The following is an 18,030-nucleotide window of genomic DNA, read 5'->3' as shown; positions in this document are numbered from 1 at the left end:
AAAAAATTAATTATAAAACAGACGATGTGAATTAAATAAAGCTCTTATTTTTATGTCATGAATTATTGGTTGATTAAATCAGAGCCTTCTGCTTACAGTTGGGAGCAGTTTAAAAAGGATAAGAAAACAGCGTGGACCGGAGTAAGAAATTATGCCGCGAGAAATAATTTGCGCGCGATGCAAAAGGGCGATTTGTGTTTGTTTTATCATAGTAATGAGGGATTGTGTATCGTTGGTATAGCTGAAGTTGTAAAAACTGCTTATCAAGATCCAACAACGAAGGAGGAAGCCTGGGTATGTGTAGATGTAAAGCCGTATAAGCAATTAAAGAATCCGCCTACTTTGGCTCAATTAAAAGCAGACCCACTTTTAAAAGACATGCAGTTCGTAAGAATCGGACGCTTATCTGTGAGTGTTGTAAAGAAGGAAGAGTTTGATAAAGTTTGTCTCTTAGGCGGATTATAAAATAAAAAAGGCTATCGTTACGATAGCCTTTTTACTTTCATTTATTTTCTTCTTAAGAATTCACTAATAATTTAAATCCCTTTCCGTGAATGTTTATGATTTCCACTTTAGGATCGTCTTTTAAATACTTACGCAGCTTAGCAATGTAAACATCCATGCTTCGTCCGTTAAAATAGTTATCATCGTGCCAAATAGTTTTTAAAGCAAAGTTTCTATCTAACACATCGTTTTTATGTACACACAACAAACGAAGCAATTGACTTTCTTTTGTTGTAAGTTTTTGATCTTGTCCGCCATGCATTAAAACCTGTTTCTCGGAATTGAAAGTGTAATTGCCAATATTAAATGACGACTCATCACTATCTTGCGCGCGTTGTTTATTACTGCGACGTAAAACCGCGTTGATACGCACCATCAATTCTTCCATGCTGAATGGTTTTGTGATATAATCATCACCACCTGCATTAAATCCTTCGATAGTATCTTCCTTCATGCTTTTTGCAGTGAGGAAAATGATTGGAATATTTTTATCGTTTAAACGAATTTCCTTCGCTAAAGTGATACCATCTTTGTGTGGCATCATGACGTCTAAAAGTAAAAGGTCAAAAGTACCTTTACAAAATGCATCATATCCCTTGTTTCCGTCGTCGGCTAGCTTTGTTTCGAAACCTTTTGCATTCAGATATTCCTCCAATAAGGTACCTAAACTCGGGTCATCTTCTACTAAAAGTACTCTGGTTTTAACTGCGTCCATAAATCAAAATTTTAAATAAAATTAATCATAAATCGAGCCGAATTCAGTGTTTTAACATTTATTATCAAATGGTAAAAACACCTTGAATGTGCTCCCTTTTCCGAGTTCACTTTGTACACTTATCTCACCTCCATGCTTTTGCACTACTGCTTGTACATACGAAAGACCTAATCCGAAGCCTTTTACATTGTGTACATTGCCGGTAGGCACGCGGTAAAATTTATCAAATATTTTTCGTTGGTTCTCTTTGCTGATGCCGATTCCGTTATCTTTTATATAGATATTAATTCCGTTTTCCGCATCTTCCGTTTTTACACAAATTTCAGGCGCATCTTTCGAATACTTGATTGCATTATCAATCAAATTGAAAACAATGTTAGTAAGATGCACTCTGTCGGCCTGCATTTTTACTTTTGTCGCATTCAATTGAGTATTGATTTTTCCGCTGCGGTGATCAATTAATAAGTGCGTGTTGTTAATCGCTGTGTTTATGATTTCATGTATATCGAGTTCGTTTAATTTCAATTTAAATTCGCCTTTATCTAAAATCGCAGTTTGTAAAATGCTTTCTACAAGAACACTTAAGCGCTTATTCTCATCTTTAATCATTTTTAAAAAGCGTGCTTGCTTTTCAGGTGTTTTCACAACAGAATCATCTCCTAACATTTCTGAAGCTAGCGAAATGGTACTAATTGGAGTTTTGAATTCATGTGTCATGTTGCTAATGAAATCATTTTTAATAGCCGATAATTTTTTCTGACGCAAAATAGTGGCAATAAAATAATAAAAGGAAAAAATCAGAATCACGATTACCATCCCCGACACCATTAACATGGGTCCCATCGCTTTTAAAATATATTTTTGCTGATCAGGAAAATAAACAGTTAAATACTGCGGCTGAATGTAAATATTATTAGGTGTCAGGTTTACTTTAAAACCCAAGCCCATCGAATCCACTTCTGATTCCGCCTCACTTAAATTGTTTGATTTTATACTACCCGGATAATGCGAGGAGATAGAGTAGTAATACTTCATTTGTATGCCCTGATCGCGCAATTCTTTTCGTAAGATTTCATCCAGTTTGTCTTTATCAATATTTGGTTTATAATTCTTATAAACATTAATAATTTCTAACTCATCATAAATATCATTTACGATATCCGTTTTTTGCTTGATGAGTTCATTCCTTACGTTCTCGATGGCTTTTGCTGTATCAACGTTACGTAAATCGGCCGGAATTTCTTTGTTGTATTTTATACTCGTGTCCGTACGTAAAAATTCTTTTTGCGAATAAAGATTAGTGGATACGCCATTTGAATCGGTACTTAAAATCGAATAAATTTTTACTTTATTTCCATCGCTAACACCTTGGGTACGCTTTACCTTTTTAGAAATTTTATCAGCGTAAACATGCTTTTCAAGTTTGTGCCGGGCATTATTTAAAGCGTCATATACTTTAAGGGCAAACTGATCCACTTTTAATTCATGATCATTCCTAATCCAATATAGTTGAATGGCAATAAGAGCCAGGAAGGCCAGCGAAACTACAAAGGATATGAAACTTACATTTTGCTTATTCACGAAGCAAAGATAATATAAATAACAGGCTTAAAATAAAATACCCGGACGATGAGGCCCGGGTATTAACAAAATTAAACTTTTAAAAGCTTATTTCGTGATGAAAAATCTTTCGGTATAAACTTTACCTCCTGAGCTTATTCTTACAAAGTAGGTGCCGGCCGGTAATGTGTTTAAGTCAAGCTTAGCTTTTTCATTTGGAGCTACTTCTTTATTTTCAACTGCAACAGTTGTTCCTAACACATTTACCACTTCAATTTTGTTGTAATTTAATTTCTTCGCGTCAATGTAGATGATTCCATCTTGAGAAGGATTTGGGTAAACTTTAAACGATGCGTTTAAATCGTGTGTAATGTCAGCAATACCTGCACCCATTGTTGCCAGTCCGTTGAAAATTACTGTGTCTAAACGGAAAGTACCTGCAACATTCTCTGCATTCCATGCATAAAAACGGAAAGTATAAGGAGAAGTTTGTGTCGAAAAATTCGGACCACTTAACGTTATTGTGCTTCCTTTTTGTTGAATAGTATTGCTCGTAGCATCTAGGTTCCAGAAGAAAATATCGCTTCCTACAACAGAGATAGCGGTGTTACTTCCTACTGATGCAGGTAAATTAGCTGTATAACTGTCTTTATTAGAGCGAACAGACCAATTACGTGGACCGGTTCCAGAACGTAACATGTTAAAGGTGATTGAAGTTAAATCCACACCATAGTTAGCAGCCGGTGTTAATGATACTTCATAATATTTTCCCGGATTAATGGCACCGGTGTACGTTGCATACGCATCATTTCCGTTGGTAATGCTTACATCCCATCCTGAAAAAGAAAACACACCGCCTGCAGAAGGCGCTGTACCTGTTCCTACTGCCGAAAAAGCTCCGAAGGTTAATCCGGTTGCTGTAGGAGGAGGAGTTGGGTCTGTTGGTCCTGTGCTTGCTGTTCCCGACATAACGCCTGAGAACGGATACATTCCGTTAAACGCTTGCGAAAAAACGCTAAGGCTTAAAAATAAAAGTGATGCTGATAGTAAATTTTTAATCATGATTAAGTATTTTTGGTATTCCAAAAGTAGTAAAAAAAGCCTTTGATGCGGATTAAGTTATTGTTAATATTTGTTGTGGCAGCAATAAGCGCACAGGCGCAAAGTGAAAACGGCTTAGTTAATTGGCTCACTATAAAGGAGGCACAAGAAAAAAACAAAACAGTCCCGAAGCCTTTTATTATTGATTTTTATACCGATTGGTGCGGTTGGTGTAAGCATATGATGAAAACCACGTATTCCAATCCTGGTTTGGCAGGTTATATTAATCAAAACTTTTATCCTGTAAAATTTAATGCCGAGACAAAAGACACTGTAGAGTACCAAGGACAAAAATATTTTCCTACTTCAACTGCACCAAAAACACCACATCAGTTGGCTTTAAAGTTTTTGGGTAACAATTTAAGCTATCCTTCTACTGTATTTGTAACAAATAATTACGAATACAATTTACTCACACAAGGTTTTTTAGACGAGAAGAAAATTGAGCCGGTATTAATCTACATTCTCGAAAACGTGTATCGTAGTTGTCCGTTCGAGGATTTCTCGGCAGGTTTTAATCACGCGTTCTATGATACAGTTTATGCTAAAGTTCCTGTAAAGTCTTATAGCGTTAAAGAAGTACTTGAATTAAACAAAAAGAAACCAAAGAAAATCTTGATGAATCTGTATACTAATTTTTGTAATTCCTGTAAAGTGCAAAAAGCAACAACGTTTAACGATACTCTTATTGCAAATTACATCAACAAGAATTTTTACTTAGTGAATTTTGATGCCGAATCAAATGACACTATTTTGTTTAACGGCAAAAAACATTTTAAGCAAGTAGTGAATGGTTACCCGTTTAATACGTTTGCAGTGGAAGTAACAGCAGGAAGATTTGCATTGCCAGCTGTGGCTGTATTAGATGAAAAACTGCAAGTAATAGACGTTTTACAAACCTACCAGAATCCGAAAAGTTTAAAGCCAATACTTTATTTTTTCGGCAGCGACCAATACAAAACTAAAAAGTGGACTGATTTTATTGCGGAATATAATAACCCAACACCAAAAAAGGCTAAATAAGAATGAACAACGACCGCATCAACTATATAAACACAGGATTAATTATACTTTCTTGTATTGTAGCGTTTTTCATTCCGTTCGAATTGTTTTTATTTTCATACGGTGTACTGGGTCCGTTACACTATTTAACCGAAATTGGCTGGCTTCATAAAAAGAATTATTATACAAAAGGTAAATACGACTTTTTGTTTTTAGTGGTGTTGTGTGCCATTTTGTTTTATATCAGTTTCATAAAACCTACACGCGACGCAACTCTTGTTCCTGATTTAATGTTGTTTGGTTTTTTAATCTCACTCATTTTCGTTTTTATTAAAGATTGGTTGTACAGAGGTGTACTCGCGCTTCTTACCGTTGTGGTTATTGGTTTTCTAAACAACTCAAACAGTTATTTCATGTGGATTGGTGTGTTTTTGCCTACTATTATTCACGTATTTATTTTCACTTGGCTATTTATGTTGTATGGAGTTTTAAAGGAGAAATCCAAGTCCGGATTTATTTCAGTGATTGTGTTAATTGTTTGCGCGATTTCTTTTTTTGTTATTCAATCTAATAGTTTAAACTATACAGTGAACGCATACATTCAGGGAAGTTACCGAATGTTTGATTTACTGAATTTCTACCTCATTAATTTTCTGCACTTAGATCAATTAAAAGATGTAAGTGAAATTTTTAAAACGAACGCAGGATTTGTGGTGATGCGGTTCATAGCTTTTTCTTACACCTATCACTATTTAAATTGGTTTTCTAAAACCTCTGTTATTAAGTGGCATCAGGTGCCAAAGAAAAATTTGATTTTCACATTAACGGTTTGGTTAATTTCTGTTGGGCTTTATATTTATGACTACAATGTAGGAATGCATGCCTTATTCTTTTTAAGTTTCTTGCATGTGTTCTTAGAATTCCCATTAAACTTTGTTTCGTTTACGGGGATAGGAAAAGAAGTGTCGTTGATGTTAAATCAACGTAAGAATTAATCAACAGGTATTCCTTTTTCTTTACAGAAGTCGAGTATTTCTACGTATTTCTGAAATGGATTTTCGCTTTTCCAAAGATAGCTGTTGAGTGCAGCGCCTTTGAAGCCTAAATGATAAGCCTTCTCGATGGTTTGTTCGTTAATACCACCACGCGCAATGAAATCTTTACCGGAAGTTTTGATTGCCGCCGTTAAACCATGTTCATAGAACCCGCTGTAAAATGTATTGGTGAGCGCATTAAACACTGTTCCCAATAAATAATAATTAAACTTGATTTCTTCAGTGTTATAAACTTCAGATAGTTTATGGTAAGAACGCGAAGAAAATATTTTTTTATTCCTCACGCGTAATTTCCGTAAGAACCACCATTTTTTAAATTTTCTCTCTAAATGTACATCCGTAAAATGAACACCTTTTAAGTTATACTTAAAAATTAAATCGTGATGTGAATGGATGATAATACGGTTGTGAAAATGCGTTGGAATTTTTTCGATATAAGCTGAAAGTTGCTTGGTAGAAAAGCGAGGCTTTCTTAAATGAAGTGTGCTTAATCCTGCTTCAAAAAGTTTGGTGACCACAGCTGGTTCGTCATCGTTCTTTTTTGAGGAAGTAATTACGGTTAACTCCATTACTTAAATGCTTTTTCAATTTCTGTCAATAAATATATGTTTTTTTCTAAAGCATTCCCAACAACCACAAAATTCGCACCCGCATCAGCTGCTTTTTTTGCTTTTGAGTAGGAGTTAATGCCTCCGCCAACAAATAAAGGAAGTGATATTTCTTTTCTAACAGCCTTAATGATTTTTGTGTTTACTTCCTCTTTAGCCCCGCTTCCTGCTTCTAAATAGATGGCTTTTGAACCCAGTAATTCTCCCGCAAGAGCAGTGCTTACTATTTCATCTAAATTTTTTAGAGCCTCTGTTTTGGTTACTCTTTGGGTCGTTGAAATTTTTGAACCATGAATCAAAATATAACCGGTTGGCCATGTTTCAATTTTGCTGCGAACGATTGTTTTTGCGGCCTTCACGTGTTTACCTATTAAGTAATCGGGATTTCTTCCTGAAATTAAATTCAACAAAAGCATTCCATCCGCGTTTTTAGAAATTTGAGTTTCGTTACCGGGAAATATGATGACAGGTTTTTTGCTTATTTTTTTAATGGAAGAAATTACCTCACTCAAATTATTTTTCTTTAACTCACTACCACCAACTAAGAAAAAAGCCACCTTACTTTTATTGCATAACTTAATTAAATCCGGATTGAATTTATCAGGGTCAATCAGTACAACTAACTTGGCTTTTATAGTTTGGGGTATAAGTTTATCTAATTTCATCCAATGTGTAAACCAACATGTATTCGTCGGTTTTCTCGTAGTGAAGATTTAATTTTTTATTGAAGTTTCCAATTTTAATTTCACCAACAGTAAGGCCTTTGTCCTTTTCAACGATTGGGTGAACAAACAAATGCTCAATGAAATCTACTTCCTTTTTGCTGTAATATTTATACATCGCTTCTTTACAGGCCCAATACGTAATCAGTTTTTGTACATCATCTTTACAGCTCTTTAACTCGGTTTCGGATAAAAACTTATGTTTAATTTTTAAAACCTTATCGCGAATTAATTCGATATCCACACCAACTTCGCTGTTTTCATTTATTACAATTGCCAGTTTATCGTGCGAATGAGTTATGGAAATATGACAAGTTTTATTGTTTAAATAGGGCTTGCCTTCATTCGTGTAAAGTAATTCAACAGGGTGATCAAAAAGCCTTTCTAACAAGTAGGCGGTACCTCCTTTCTCAATATCCCGCTTAGCTTCCAACTTCATAAGTTTCGCGAAATCAGGCAAATGCAGCACTCCTAAGCGGCCATGAGCGTGTATTGAACTTATGCGGTGCAAATCTGTTATTTTTTTGAGTGTTACAAACTTATGGCTTATCTTTGTTATCCTTTAAAAAATAAATATAAATAATATAAAATCATGTCAACAGTAACCGCAACAAAGTACCTTCCTTATAAAGTTAAAGATATGTCTTTAGCAGAGTGGGGACGTAAAGAAATTAAATTAGCCGAAGAAGAAATGCCGGGCTTAATGGCATTACGTAAAGAATATGGTCCGTCAAAACCGTTAAAAGGTGCACGTATCGCAGGATGTTTGCACATGACTATTCAAACTGCAGTTTTAATTGAAACTTTAGTTGAACTAGGTGCTGAGGTTACCTGGAGTTCATGTAATATTTTCTCAACACAAGATCATGCTGCTGCTGCTATTGCTGCTGCAGGCATTCAGGTTTATGCCTGGAAAGGTCAAACTGCTGAAGAATTTGACTGGTGTATCGAACAAACATTATGGTTCGGTGAAAGCCGTCAGCCATTAAATATGATTTTAGATGATGGTGGTGATTTAACTAATATGGTGTTTGATAAATACACTGAATTAGCTGCAGGCATCCGCGGTTTATCTGAAGAAACAACTACCGGTGTTCACCGTTTATACGAGCGTATGGCTAAAGGAACTTTATTGTTACCTGCTATTAACGTTAACGACTCAGTTACTAAATCTAAATTCGATAATAAGTACGGTTGCCGCGAATCATTAGTGGATGCTATCCGTCGTGCTACTGATATCATGTTAGCCGGTAAAGTTGCAGTGGTTGCTGGTTATGGTGATGTTGGAAAAGGTTCAGCTCAATCTTTATCTTCTCAAGGTGTTCGTGTTATCGTAACTGAAATCGATCCAATCTGTGCTTTACAAGCTTGTATGGATGGTTACCAAGTAATGAAAATGGATAATGCAGCTAAAATCGCTGATATCTTAGTTACAACTACAGGTAACAAAGACATTATCGTTGACCGTCACTTCAAAATGATGAAGCATAACGCTATCGTTTGTAACATTGGTCACTTCGATACTGAAATTGATATGGCTTGGTTAAATAAAAATTACGGAAAAACTAAAGACACCATCAAACCTCAGGTTGATAAATATACCATTGACGGAAAAGACATCATTGTGTTAGCTGAAGGTCGTTTAGTAAACTTAGGTTGTGCTACCGGTCACCCAAGCTTTGTAATGAGTAATTCATTTACCAACCAAACTTTAGCTCAATTAGAATTATGGACTAACACTTCTAAATACGAGAAGAAAGTTTATACTTTACCAAAGCATTTAGATGAGAAAGTTGCTATGTTGCATTTAGGTAAACTTGGTGCTGAGTTAGATGTATTAAATCAAGAACAAGCTGATTACATCGGTGTGAAAGTTCAAGGTCCTTACAAACCTGAACACTACCGTTACTAATCAAGATTATATTCCAACAAAAAATCCCGCTCACAAGGCGGGATTTTTTTATTGTGTCATGTCGAGCGGAGTCGAGACATGTTTAAGATCACTCAAGTTCTCGACTCCGCTCGAACTGACAATGATTGGTCGCTGAGCCCGCCTAGTCGGCGGACAGGCTTGTCGAAGCGATGTTCAATTATTTCTTCATTTCAGAAGAAGATTTGTTTACTTTTTCTTTTAATTCTTCTTTAAAAGCAGCCAATTGTTTTAATACATCTTTATTATTTGAGCCGATAATCTGAACAGCTAATATACCTGCGTTTTGCGCTGCATTTACGGCAACGGTAGCAACGGGCACACCGTTAGGCATCTGTACAATCGATAATAGAGAATCCCAACCATCAATGCTGTTGCTGCTTTTTACAGGTACACCTATTACAGGAAGCGGCGTAAGAGAAGCAACCATGCCGGGTAAATGCGCAGCTCCACCTGCACCTGCAATAATTACTTTTAATCCGCGATCAACGGCGCTTTTTGCATAATCAAACATTTTATCGGGTGTTCGATGTGCTGATACGATGTCAATCTCAAAAGGGATATTAAACTTTTGTAAAACTTCGGCAGCGGCATTCATGATGTTTAAATCACTTTGACTACCCATAATTATTCCGACTTGTGCTGTGCTCATGCTGTAAAGTTAAGCAATTAATTAAAATCCTTTTTTCTGTATTTTTTTATGTAGTTCAGGCGTTGCCATCAATGCGGCAGAACCATACCATTCGGTTAATTCAACCACAAAAACGCCTGCCTTAATAGCGGGGTCAGATTGAGTCAGTTTCTCCGCTTCTTCAATAGTGCTTACATTGAAAATGTAAATGCCTCTGTACTGTCTGTCGTTTTTCATAAACGGTCCCGCTATGGCTAACTTTCCTTCATCCGCCATTCTTCCAATATTACTCATGTGTCCGGCGAATAAACTGTCTTTTTTTGCTTTGTCGCTAATGTTAGCCGGACCGGTTTTTAAAATACAGAAAACATATTTCTTCATGCCTAGTTCATCCGCGCCTAGTTTTTTAGCGAGTATAGAATCGTAAATGGGCTTGTCGTTGGTTTGACCAAATAATGAAGAGCCGATTAAGACACCAAGAATTAAAATTAAATTTTTCATAATGTAAATTGCGTTAAGTTTTTTTCTAATATCATTTTCGAATTAAAATGTTGCTGCCAATATTCCGCCAAATATTCTTGTTCACTTTGTCCGGTTGTTGGGATTAAAATTAATTCTTTTTTGCCTAGTAAATACATATCCATTAAAGTACTGTAGCCGCTTCTGCAGATAATTTTGTCAGAAGATAAAATCAGTCTTTTTAATTCTTCTTTTTTCGGAAAATCAAAAGTATCAATTCCTTCAAATCTCAAATCTTGAGTCATCATTCTCGTACCCCTTACTAAAGCGATTTTTTTATTTGAATTTTTGGCTTTTAATAAAAGTTCATCCTCTAAGGTGGTTCTCCCCGGCTCGGGCCCCGACAATAAAATCAAATATGAATATTTGTTTTCCCGATAGCTATCGGGATCTACTTCACAAATGACATCTGTTAATCTGCTTTGCGGACCAATATATTTTACGTTTTTGTGAAAGTGTTTATCGTGAGATAATTCTCCGCTCAGATTTTTAACCGACACTGAGCTTATTGAAGCATCGGAAGTTTCATAATCCGGAACCCATACTTCATCAAAATTTAAAATGTATTTTTTATTTTGTTTCTGGGCAAAATTTTCAAATACCGGTGCTTTTAAAAATAATTGATGGGTGATGAAGACACAATGTACGTTTTTGGAATGTAAACCAAAGCGGTTGTCACTAATCACAACATCAATTTTATAATCGTTAATTATTTTTTCAAGAAGTTTATTTTCGTTGGTTATAATCTTTGAAATTTTCGGATAGCTAATCCCTAATTTTAACCAAAGGGGAAGATGCTTCGAGTAGGTAATGTTGTAAGCAGGAATCTCAATCATTTTAACTCCAGGAAATTCCTCCTCAAATATCGGTTTGGTAAGTGGCGTTATCCCTAAAATTACCCTGTTATGTTTTAGTAATTCCTTAATGATTGGTACACAGCGGGTCGCGTGACCGAGGCCCCAATCTAAAGGGGCAATAAATATGGTTTTATCACTGAACAAGCCTCAGAAATATATAAAATAAATTTAGCTTAATTGTGATAAATATAACTCAAATCCCATCATTAATTTAGTACATTTACACTCCTCAATTTTTTAGCACATGGAAAAAGTATTAAAAGCATTAGGCATTAAAGAAGTAAACGAAGGCTGCTCAACCGGTAAAAACTGGTTTTCTGGCGGCGATTTAATCGAATCATATAGTCCGGTTGACGGAAAGTTAATAGCTAAAGTTAAATCGGCCACCAAAGCCGATTACGACAAAGTAATGAAAGCGGCAAACGAAGCTTTTTTACATTGGCGCACTATTCCGGCACCAAAGCGTGGTGAATATGTTCGTCAGTTCGGCGATAAATTGCGCGCTAAGAAAAACGAATTAGGTCAGTTGGTTTCCTATGAAATGGGAAAATCATTACAAGAAGGTTTAGGTGAAGTGCAGGAGATGATCGACATCTGCGATTTCGCGGTTGGATTATCTCGTCAATTATACGGTTTAACGATGCACAGCGAGCGCGCTCAGCATCGTATGTACGAACAATACCATCCATTAGGAGTTGTTGGTATTATCAGCGCATTTAATTTCCCTGTTGCTGTGTGGAGCTGGAATACAGCTTTAGCATGGATTTGCGGAGATGTGTGTGTATGGAAACCATCAGAAAAAACACCTTTATGTTCGGTAGCTTGTCAGAATATTTGGAATGAAGTGGCGGCTGAAAATAATTTACCGGAAGGTATTTCATGTATCATCAATGGTAATTATACGGTTGGTGAATTTATGACAGCCGATCACCGTATGCCATTAATCAGCGCAACGGGTTCTACTCGTATGGGAAAAATTGTTGGTGCGAAAGTGGCAGAACGTTTTGGTAAATCTCTTTTGGAGTTGGGTGGTAACAATGCTATCATCGTTTCTGAAAATGCTGATCAGGAAATTGCAATTACTGCAGCGGTATTTGGTGCAGTAGGTACAGCAGGACAACGTTGTACAACTACACGCCGTTTAATTATTCACGAAAGCATTTACGATAAATTTAAAGAGCGTTTAGTGAAAGCATACGGACAATTACGTATCGGAAATCCATTGGATGAAAACAATCATGTTGGTCCGTTAATTGATAAGGATGCCGTAAACAATTATAAAAACGCATTAGAGAAAGCTATTACGGAAGGCGGTAAAACAATCGTTCCTGGTGGTGTGTTAGAAGGTAAAGGTTATGAGAGCGGATGTTATGTGAAGCCTGCCATCATTGAGGCAAAGAATGATTTCGCGATTGTGCAGCACGAAACTTTCGCGCCAATTCTTTACATCATGAAGTATAAAACCATTGAAGAAGCAATTGCTATGCAGAATGGAGTTCCTCAAGGATTGTCTTCTTCTATTATGACTTTAAACATGCGTGAAGCGGAAGAATTTTTATCAGCAGTTGGTAGCGACTGCGGTATTGCTAACGTAAACATCGGAACTTCCGGTGCCGAAATTGGTGGTGCATTTGGTGGTGAAAAAGAAACCGGTGGCGGACGTGAAAGCGGATCGGATGCTTGGAAAGTTTACATGCGCCGTCAAACCAATACGATTAACTGGGGTAAAAAATTACCTTTAGCTCAAGGAATAAAATTCGATATTAATTAATATAAATAACCATTTCCTCAGCGGGCACTGCGCCTCTGCGCGAAATTAAAAACAAAACAAAATGAAGATAGCAGACAACAAAGCGGTTTCGGTAAATTACCATTTAACTGCAAGCAAAAACAATGGTCCTGAGGAATTAGTTGAACAAACCAGTAACGAACATCCATTTGTATTTTTATTTGGATTCGGACAATTGTTGCCGGATTTTGAAGCAGCATTAGAAGGTAAACAAGTGGGAGATAAATTTGACTTCAGAATTACTGCGGCGAATGGTTATGGATTAGTAGAGCAAGATTATGTAGTAAAAGTAAATAAGCAAGCATTTATTGTTGATGGAAAATTTGACGATGCGCGCGTAAAAGTGGGTGAAGATATTGCAATGCACGATCAGGATGGCAATCAGTTAATCGGAAAAGTAATGGAGATTGCAGAAGCACATGTAACCATGGATTTCAACCATCCTTTAGCAGGGCATGATTTACACTTTGTTGGCGAAGTGTTAGAAGTACGCGATGCTACAGCTGAAGAATTAGATCACGGACACGTACATGGTCCGCATGGCCACCATCATTAATTAGTGAGTGGTTCTCGTCCCGATAGCTATCAGGATCTAGAGAGGTAAAAAATATCAATAAACATAATTAGTCCGGTTCCTGAGCTTGTCGAAGGACCGGATTTTTTTATTTCCGATACTTCTATTTACAAAATAAGAAGAACTGAAGAAATGGATGAGGTGAAATTATTGCAAATAAAAAAGCCACCAATATGTACATCCCCGCGAAACATATTGATGGCTTTTATTTTTTAAGGTTTAGTTATAAACTAAACAAAAACCCTTAGCAAAGAACGTACCGTAAAGATATACCCACAAAAGGGGCAAAAAAATACCCGCCTAACAAGTGGCGGGTTTTTCTTTATATCTGGTTGTTTAGGATCTGATAATTTAAATATTGCGAAAGTAAACTCATGTTGTTCGAGCCATTTTGTCCTGAGATAATGTAAATTTAAGCTGCCTCAGTTAATTATTTAATTGAAAATCACAACTTTAAACTGAAGAAATTGTCGTTAACCGACAAAAAACTAACATCGATTATTGCTGTTTAATGGCCTTTTTTACAGAAGTTGATCCATCCTTATTTACTGATCGAATTATATACATACCTTCGGAATATTTACTCATATCTAATATTGTAACGACACCAACAACTTTCCTTTTCTCTAATAGTTGTCCTTTAATATTATATAACTCGATTGTATCTGTGTTTTCATTATAAAAACTAACATGAATCTCATCACTGAAAGGATTTGGAGAAATACTCATAGATTTGACGATATTATGTATAGATTCATTGTTGTCAGTTATGATAGAACTGCAGAATAATGTATCTATAGCTGTGTATTGATACTGATTTCCGGTACTAAGTGTAGGAGTGGATGTTAAAACCGCACCTGATACATTAGATATTATGGGATTAGTTGATATTGGAGAAACAGAAAAAGTAATCGATGCACAAGAGAAGAATCCTGTTGAATCAGTTTTAACAATGGATATACTTGAAGTAGTACTTGTACTATAATTACCTGCTATTGCAAGGCCGTTATCGTAGGTTAAAAATGCCTTCCCTCCGGCAATTTTAGGTTGCCATGAATTTTTTAAGTTACCCAAAGTGTCAATTTCAAGAACTGCATTACCAAAAACATAAAGTTGGTTTTTTTTACCTATTTCTATCGATTTGGGCATACCACTAGGGTAATATTTTGACCATAAATTATTTCCTGAGGTATCTGCAGCAAAAACCAACAATCCTATACCAAAGTTGACTCCTGTGAGGTAAATCTTTCCACTGCTCGAAATTTTCATGTCTGTAGCGTAAGTTATATTAGAACCAAAATCAAATTTTTTGGTCCAAACGATATTCATTGATGAATCTAATTTCATTAATACAGGATCTGAGTTTGAAAAATCCGTACCAAATACAAAGTAATCATTACATGTTGGATGCTTTAGCACATTTCGTATATTACGAAATGCTGTATATCTTTTGAAAAATTGCAAACTAAAATTCTTCCTTAAGCCCATAATATATCCTTGTGAAAAATACCCACCTGTAAAAAGACATCTACCATCTTTTAACTCAACTACATTTCCCGGTTTATCGTTAACATTAGATGTAAAAGATCTTAAATAAACTAATCTACCAGCCGAGTCTACCTTGCCATAGGCAATAAAGTTGCCCGAATTATTCGACCCCGAAAAGATTAAACCGCCATCGCTACTTGGAAAAATATTGTCTATGGATTCAGGAGAATTGCCAAAATCGATTACCACTGAGTTTAAAGTTTTTCCGGACGAATCAAGTTTATTAACTAATCCATCCGCACCCGTTGACCCATACGAATCATCCATGCCTGTTAAAAAGAATGTTCCATCAGACATCTGCGCTACCGCTGAACCATATTGTGAAGTGTTTGGCCAACTAGTAGGACTTACGTATGCACGGTAAAACGCATTAGAATAATTAAAGTTAAGGTTAATGATTTTGCAGATTTTGGTGACACCACATGTATTCTTTTCTGTCAAACATACAGTATAATTGCCGTTACTTGTATAATTATGCAAAACAGTATCGTGCCAAGTATTAAGTGGTGACTTATCCCCAAAATCCCATATAAAACTTGTGTTATTTTTGATTTTTGTAGGCATTAATCTGGCTTTAAGCTGAATATTAGAAACGTTGAAATTGGGATTAGGAAAACTATCAATATAAATTACCTGCTTACTCGAATCTATACACGAGCCTGAAGCAACAAGAGTAATTGTATATGTACCAGCATTACCAAATAAATAAGATAAATTATTACTTGTTCCTGAAACAACATTATTTACTTTCCAAACTGAGGATGAGAAATTTTGGCTGTTGTTTGTGAAGGTTAAATTACTATTTAAACAGGAACTTCCAGAAGAGCAAACAAAAGAGGCGATTGTGTTGCAGGTTGATGTGCATGAACTAACTATCGTGGATGTTAATGAACTAAAGTTGAAACTTACATTTGAAGATGCAGCAGAAATAGTTTGAACAGGAATGTAATAATCAATTTCATCAAAAACAACCATTCTTTCATTTATTTTTTTCTGAACAAAACTTAGACATGAAGTGCTTATTCCTGAATTCAGCTTAACGAACGACGAAAGACTTGTTGAGCCATAATTTCCTAACAAAAAACACCCGCCATCGTTGGTAGCACCAAATGAACTAAAATTCGATGTAGAAAAACTTGTCGTTGAAGTAATGGTCTTGTCCTCTAATATTTTTCCGTTACCCGTGGCATGAATCAAATGAAACAAACCAGATAAAGATGGTGTTTCGACTGCAACACATTCAATAGATTTATCTTTCAGTAGAGCCCCTGATATTTGATTACCAAACTTCCCATCTAGAAGCTTTGCCCAAATTTGTTTTCCAGTAGTATCGGAACACATCATCCCAAGCGCAAATTTGTTTTCAGGGTAATTTTGATAGTTAAAAATTGTGATTATCCTAGAAGAAGAATCTTGAAAAGCATCATAAACTTGCTCCCATGCTACAGTTGTGCCAAAAGCTTTCTGTGTAATTGTTTTTCCAGTAGAATCAATAAAAATATGTACAATATCTTCATTACTTGGCATTCCAAGCATATTATACAGGTGCCCTATTAATATAGATTTTTTGTTAGATAAATATACAATGGATTTAATTTTATTAATTGTATACTTTTTTCGCCATTTTAAATTACCTAATGAGTCTGTTCTTATAACTTCATCGTTCAATAATACAGTAATATCTCCCCAATTACTTTGCTCTATCTTGGTTGGAAATCCCATTCCGCCGCTAATCGATTTCTGGAAAATGATGTTACCATTGAAGTCAAGGCAGAACAAATTAACGGAATTGTTTAGGGAACCAGATATTAATATTTGATTTTTTTTGGTGAGATATATTCCACCTGCTTTTTCCGACGTGACAGGAATTACTAATTGTTTATTCCAGATAACGTTGCCGTTTTTATCTATGCGACGAAGCTCTTGATTATTATCTCCTCCTCCTGCATTAGTTGTGCTATAAATAATATATCCGCTATCTGGTAATTGTATAATACTTGAAGGTTCAATACTAGACAAAGAACTATATGTTCTCAAAAAGCTACTTTGAGAATTTAATGTATAAAAGAAAAAAGTTAAAATGCAGATATAAATCGACTTCATATATTAAAATACTATTATTCCCTTAAATAAATATATTAAAATATATCTAAAGCAACTAAACTAAATCCTGTTTAATCGCTCCATAAAAGCATCTTTTTTACGGCGTGAAATCTCAATTTGCGTGCCGTCGCTCATCACCGCATAGCCTCCGTCTTGCTTTAAATACCTCGTAACGTGTTGCATATTAATAAGGTGCTGATGGTGAACCCTGATGAATTCGTTTTCAGGCAAAAGGTCTTCATAATGCTTTAAACTTGCCGAAACCATTAATTTTTTGCCACCTACTAAATGGAAATGGGTATAGCTGGCATCCGCTTCGCAGCGAATAATATCTTTTATATTAATGATTTCGTAGGCATTACCTGTAGGTAAAGTGATTTTCTGATAATTATCGTCGGCTTTTTTTAGCTGTTGAATTAAGAACTGAAGATTATCCATAGATGGTGCCGCGTTTTTCTTCTGCGATACTTTTTCTACGGCCTGTTTTAACTCATCGATATCGATTGGTTTCAATAAATAATCACACGCGCTATATTTAATAGCCTTTAAAGCATGCTTATCGGTTGCGGTTGTAAAGATTAATTCAAACTTTTTACCGGCCACAGCTTCCAATAAATCAAAACCTGTTCCGTCGGGCATTGATATATCCAGAAAAACTAAATCAGGTTTGGTGCTATTGATTAAGTCAATACCTTCTTTTACGTTTTTACCTAATCCGATTATTTCTAATTGCGGACAATTTTTTTCAACGAGCATGGCCAACATCTCGCGGCTCTTTTGTTCGTCTTCTATAATTAATGCTTTAATCATAA

Annotated in this window: 17 protein-coding genes; 6 read left to right on the top strand and 11 right to left on the bottom strand. The window is 35.7% G+C overall.

Going from position 1 to position 18,030, the window contains the following annotated elements:
- The first annotated feature begins 57 nt into the window (after window positions 1–57).
- Complete coding sequence (locus tag J0L69_00520) at window positions 58–465, top strand: EVE domain-containing protein (GenBank protein MBN8691641.1); 408 nt, start codon at window positions 58–60, stop codon at window positions 463–465.
- A 52-nt stretch (window positions 466–517) separates the two neighbouring features.
- On the opposite strand, the gene J0L69_00515 is transcribed toward J0L69_00520, so the two are convergent.
- The 3 genes from J0L69_00515 to J0L69_00505 all read right to left on the bottom strand — a co-directional run bounded on the left by J0L69_00515 (window position 518) and on the right by J0L69_00505 (window position 3,841).
- Window positions 518–1,219, bottom strand: coding sequence for a response regulator transcription factor (locus J0L69_00515; protein ID MBN8691640.1), 702 nt, complete (start codon window positions 1,217–1,219; stop codon window positions 518–520).
- Window positions 1,220–1,270: 51 nt separating this feature from the next.
- Entirely contained in the window at window positions 1,271–2,800 is a 1,530-nt protein-coding gene (locus J0L69_00510; protein ID MBN8691639.1) for a HAMP domain-containing histidine kinase, read from the bottom strand.
- A gap of 87 nt (window positions 2,801–2,887) precedes the next feature.
- A complete protein-coding gene (locus tag J0L69_00505; protein ID MBN8691638.1) occupies window positions 2,888–3,841 on the bottom strand; it encodes a T9SS type A sorting domain-containing protein in 954 nt (317 codons plus the stop codon).
- A 75-nt stretch (window positions 3,842–3,916) separates the two neighbouring features.
- Between J0L69_00505 and J0L69_00500 the strand changes: the two genes are divergently transcribed.
- Window positions 3,917–4,903, top strand: a complete 987-nt coding sequence (locus J0L69_00500; GenBank protein MBN8691637.1) for a DUF255 domain-containing protein — start codon at window positions 3,917–3,919, stop codon at window positions 4,901–4,903.
- A 2-nt stretch (window positions 4,904–4,905) separates the two neighbouring features.
- Entirely contained in the window at window positions 4,906–5,877 is a 972-nt protein-coding gene (locus J0L69_00495; protein MBN8691636.1) for a hypothetical protein, read from the top strand.
- Here the strand turns inward: J0L69_00495 and J0L69_00490 are convergent.
- The 3 genes from J0L69_00490 to J0L69_00480 are packed head-to-tail and all read right to left on the bottom strand — an operon-like array spanning window position 5,874 to window position 7,778.
- On the bottom strand, window positions 5,874–6,506 hold the full coding sequence (locus tag J0L69_00490; GenBank protein ID MBN8691635.1) for a thiamine phosphate synthase: 633 nt from the start codon (window positions 6,504–6,506) through the stop codon (window positions 5,874–5,876). The genes J0L69_00495 and J0L69_00490 overlap by 4 nt on opposite strands.
- On the bottom strand, window positions 6,506–7,210 hold the full coding sequence (locus J0L69_00485; GenBank protein ID MBN8691634.1) for a geranylgeranylglyceryl phosphate synthase family protein: 705 nt from the start codon (window positions 7,208–7,210) through the stop codon (window positions 6,506–6,508). The genes J0L69_00490 and J0L69_00485 overlap by 1 nt, the downstream gene beginning before the upstream one ends.
- Window positions 7,197–7,778, bottom strand: a complete 582-nt coding sequence (locus J0L69_00480) for a 4'-phosphopantetheinyl transferase superfamily protein (GenBank protein MBN8691633.1) — start codon at window positions 7,776–7,778, stop codon at window positions 7,197–7,199. The genes J0L69_00485 and J0L69_00480 overlap by 14 nt, the downstream gene beginning before the upstream one ends.
- Before the next feature lie 81 nt (window positions 7,779–7,859).
- Here J0L69_00480 and J0L69_00475 point away from each other — a divergent pair, with 81 nt between their 5' ends.
- Window positions 7,860–9,179, top strand: a complete 1,320-nt coding sequence (locus J0L69_00475) for an adenosylhomocysteinase (GenBank protein ID MBN8691632.1) — start codon at window positions 7,860–7,862, stop codon at window positions 9,177–9,179.
- Window positions 9,180–9,357: 178 nt separating this feature from the next.
- Here J0L69_00475 and purE read toward each other — a convergent pair whose 3' ends face one another.
- Genes purE through J0L69_00460 form a run of 3 tightly spaced genes read right to left on the bottom strand, consistent with a single transcriptional unit; the run spans window position 9,358 to window position 11,183 of the window.
- Complete coding sequence (gene purE, locus J0L69_00470) at window positions 9,358–9,849, bottom strand: 5-(carboxyamino)imidazole ribonucleotide mutase (GenBank protein MBN8691631.1); 492 nt, start codon at window positions 9,847–9,849, stop codon at window positions 9,358–9,360.
- 21 nt (window positions 9,850–9,870) lie between these two features.
- Window positions 9,871–10,329 (bottom strand): hypothetical protein, encoded by a 459-nt coding sequence (locus tag J0L69_00465; GenBank protein ID MBN8691630.1) that lies wholly within the window; start codon window positions 10,327–10,329, stop codon window positions 9,871–9,873.
- Complete coding sequence (locus tag J0L69_00460; protein ID MBN8691629.1) at window positions 10,326–11,183, bottom strand: glycosyltransferase; 858 nt, start codon at window positions 11,181–11,183, stop codon at window positions 10,326–10,328. The genes J0L69_00465 and J0L69_00460 overlap by 4 nt, the downstream gene beginning before the upstream one ends.
- Before the next feature lie 265 nt (window positions 11,184–11,448).
- Between J0L69_00460 and J0L69_00455 the strand changes: the two genes are divergently transcribed.
- Together J0L69_00455 and J0L69_00450 are read left to right on the top strand one after the other, a co-directional pair.
- Window positions 11,449–12,975, top strand: a complete 1,527-nt coding sequence (locus J0L69_00455) for an aldehyde dehydrogenase family protein (GenBank protein ID MBN8691628.1) — start codon at window positions 11,449–11,451, stop codon at window positions 12,973–12,975.
- 61 nt (window positions 12,976–13,036) lie between these two features.
- The gene (locus J0L69_00450) at window positions 13,037–13,549 is read left to right on the top strand and encodes an FKBP-type peptidyl-prolyl cis-trans isomerase (GenBank protein MBN8691627.1); all 513 of its coding nucleotides are present in this window, start codon (window positions 13,037–13,039) and stop codon (window positions 13,547–13,549) included.
- Window positions 13,550–14,065: 516 nt separating this feature from the next.
- Here J0L69_00450 and J0L69_00445 read toward each other — a convergent pair.
- Complete coding sequence (locus J0L69_00445; GenBank protein MBN8691626.1) at window positions 14,066–17,152, bottom strand: PKD domain-containing protein; 3,087 nt, start codon at window positions 17,150–17,152, stop codon at window positions 14,066–14,068.
- A gap of 126 nt (window positions 17,153–17,278) precedes the next feature.
- The gene (locus J0L69_00440; GenBank protein ID MBN8691625.1) at window positions 17,279–18,028 is read right to left on the bottom strand and encodes a response regulator transcription factor; all 750 of its coding nucleotides are present in this window, start codon (window positions 18,026–18,028) and stop codon (window positions 17,279–17,281) included.
- Window positions 18,029–18,030 lie beyond the last annotated feature (2 nt).

The sequence above is a fragment of the Bacteroidota bacterium genome, assembly GCA_017303905.1.
GTDB lineage: Bacteria > Bacteroidota > Bacteroidia > B-17B0 > Aurantibacillaceae > JAHEYG01.
The sequence above is the reverse complement of the archived record's forward strand: the minus strand, read 5'-3'. Positions and strand labels throughout refer to the sequence as shown.